Genomic DNA, 2,462 nt, shown 5'->3' with positions numbered 1-2,462 from the left:
GCGGATGAACAGGTTGAACCGGTTTTCTGATGCGCGAAGACATGCTCAACATGCGCACGGATCGAGGATTTGGCGGCATTGGCCCGCGCGGTTGCCTTTGACATCGGCTTGCTCATGGGTTTGCGCCGATGAATACGGGACGTGAGCATCTGGTCCGACAGCCACTTCTCGTTGCGCCTGGATCGATAGGCACTGTCTGCCCAGACCTCGGAACTGGTATTGTTCGTGCTGACGACCAGCCGGAGAAGACGCCCGTCCGCCGCTGACGCCGAAGTCACCGCCATGCCTCGGATGAAGCCGAAGCGTCGGTCGATGCTGATGTGGGATTTGTAGCCGAGCGTCCCGTCCTCCTGCCGCTTTGCCTTCGTGAACTTCAGCGTCCAGCGGGCGTGCCTGTCCTTGTGGGACAGCTTTACCGGCTTATCTTCCCAGCTTTCGGGGATCCGGCCTTTCCGAAGATCGGCTTTCTCCCCGTTGATATTGCGCTGCTTTGGCGTTGCCGCCATGGCGGCGTCAAAGCGCTCGAACAGGTTCTGGATGGCGCCTGCCTCGGTCAGACGCTTTTGACACAGCCAGACCGTTTTGGCATCGGGCACCCGGTTCGACAGTCCCAGACCGAGGAAACGCATGAAGGAGAGACGGTCATTGATCAGGTATTCCGTCCGTTCATAAGACAGAGTGTTCAGCGTCTGGATGACCAGGATTTTGAACATCAGCACTGGATCAAACGGCTGACGCCCGCCTTTACTGCCGTCGGCATAGGCCAGAGCTTTATCCAGATCAGGACGAAATGCTTCGAAATCCACAGTCCGGGAAAATGCTTCGTGCTGACCACCAAGCCTACTCAACCGGGAAAGCCGTTCTTCAACATCAAAGAAACCAGGCTGCTTTATGCAGCCATCCCCCTACTCTCCATATGAGGAATGGAATCACACAGAAGGGCCCAAAACCAGTGGGTTTTTCGAACCCTCCAGGTTCACGTATGAGTTGTTTTCTGTCGTTCTCTCTTGCCGGTCTAGTAGGTTATCGCGTATGATCACATGCAAACATGAGGTCATGTAGGTATGTTCATATGCCAACAATAGCGATTATCAGCCAGAAGGGCGGGGCTGGAAAAACGACACTGGCCTTGCATCTGGCTGCTGCGGCTGAGGATGCTGGTCATACGTCATTGGTGATTGATGTGGACCCTCAGGCAACGGCGAGCGAATGGGCCGCATGGCGCAAGGATGCGCCGCCCGTTGTAATTGACAGTGCTCCGCCTCGCCTCGCGGCTAAGATCGAACAGGCAAAAAGTCAGGGTGCTGAGTTCATAGTGATTGATACTCCACCTCACGCTGATCGTGCGACCAGTTCTGCCGTTGATGTTGCCGATCTGGTGTTAATTCCATGTCGGCCGAGTGCATTCGATCTGGCAGCGATCAAGACTACTGCCAGCCTCATAAAAATGCGGGGTAAACCAGCCTTCGTCGTTTTTACAGCGGGAAGTCCGACCGCTCCGCGTATGTATGCGGAGGCCACACAACTTGTACAAAGCTATGGGATGGATACCTGTCCGCATATTATTGCTGATCGTGCAGCCTTTCGTCATGCTGCTGCGGAAGGAAAAACGGCCATGGAAATGGAACCGAATGGCAAGGCAGCCCATGAGGTCGAGGCACTCTACATGTGGTTATGTACGCAAGTTCACATGAGATCATCACAAAAGCGGAGAACTGGCGCATGAGCAGAAAGGGATCTCTCCTGTCGTTACGGGATCGTGTGTCCGCCACACCGTCGACTGTCCCTGTATCAGAAGAAAGAGATGGTTCGGACAGCAAGTGGGTTGCGCCAAGCCGTCAGGGCAAGAAAGCCATGACCGGCTATTTCAGTCCTGAAATGTCATTTGCGATGCACATGACCGCCAGAAAGCATGGGATGAGCTTACAGGACGCGATGGCTGACGCATTTAATGACTGGCTACGCAAGATGGGAGAAAGTCCTGTGGGTAAGTAGGCATGTGTGCGTGCGATCATGTTTTCATGCAAGCATGTACACTTGCTGTCATATGCTGGAATTAGCGTATTGGGCCGCAACGTGGAGGGATCGAAGGAACCGTTGGTTGATGCGCTTGGCTCGTGATTTCAGGGTTGTGGCGTGCTGATTGAAGGTTCCCGGGGTGGCTTTCGATCTGCGTATTGAGCAGAGAGAGGGTCTCATGCCCTGGATTACTACGCGATCGCGTTAATCCGCTCGAGGAGGAGAAAGCGACGCATATTATAGACGATATTGGCCAGCCCGATCCTCATGGTGGCCCGCGTTATGCCAACGGTTCGTATGAACAGCCCGGTTTGTGACTTCTGATCAGCAAAGACATGCTCGACACGCGACCGGATAACGGAGTTTCCTGCATTTGATTTCTGGATATGTCGTGGCATGGGCGTGAGATGAGGCTTTTTCCTGTGAACCTTCGAGACAAAGCC

At 54.3% G+C, this 2,462-nt stretch carries 3 protein-coding genes and 1 pseudogene; 2 read left to right on the top strand and 2 right to left on the bottom strand.

Going from position 1 to position 2,462, the window contains the following annotated elements:
• A partial coding sequence (locus AD928_RS00395) for an IS5 family transposase (protein ID WP_082779654.1) occupies positions 1 to 893 on the bottom strand: 893 nt, incomplete at its 3' end.
• A 179-nt stretch (positions 894 to 1,072) separates the two neighbouring features.
• On the opposite strand from AD928_RS00395, the gene parA reads away from it, so the two are divergent.
• Together parA and AD928_RS15305 are read left to right on the top strand one after the other, a co-directional pair.
• Positions 1,073 to 1,726 (top strand): ParA family partition ATPase, encoded by a 654-nt coding sequence (parA, locus tag AD928_RS00390; protein WP_062247366.1) that lies wholly within the window; start codon positions 1,073 to 1,075, stop codon positions 1,724 to 1,726.
• Entirely contained in the window at positions 1,675 to 1,995 is a 321-nt protein-coding gene (locus AD928_RS15305) for a ribbon-helix-helix domain-containing protein (protein ID WP_324609174.1), read from the top strand. The genes parA and AD928_RS15305 overlap by 52 nt, the downstream gene beginning before the upstream one ends.
• Positions 1,996 to 2,210: 215 nt before the next feature.
• On the opposite strand, the pseudogene AD928_RS00380 reads toward AD928_RS15305, so the two are convergent.
• Positions 2,211 to 2,462: pseudogene (locus AD928_RS00380) on the bottom strand (IS5/IS1182 family transposase); the annotation flags it as partial.

This window comes from Acetobacter cerevisiae (assembly GCF_001580535.1).
Lineage (GTDB): Bacteria > Pseudomonadota > Alphaproteobacteria > Acetobacterales > Acetobacteraceae > Acetobacter > Acetobacter cerevisiae.
This window is presented reverse-complemented; position numbering and strand designations above follow the sequence as displayed.

Excerpts from the sequence above, each read along its gene's own strand:
- parA (WP_062247366.1), top strand. The coding sequence starts at position 1,073 with ATGCCAACAATAGCGATTATCAGCCAGAAGGGCGGGGCTGGAAAAACG.
- AD928_RS15305 (WP_324609174.1), top strand. The coding sequence starts at position 1,675 with ATGTACGCAAGTTCACATGAGATCATCACAAAAGCGGAGAACTGGCGC.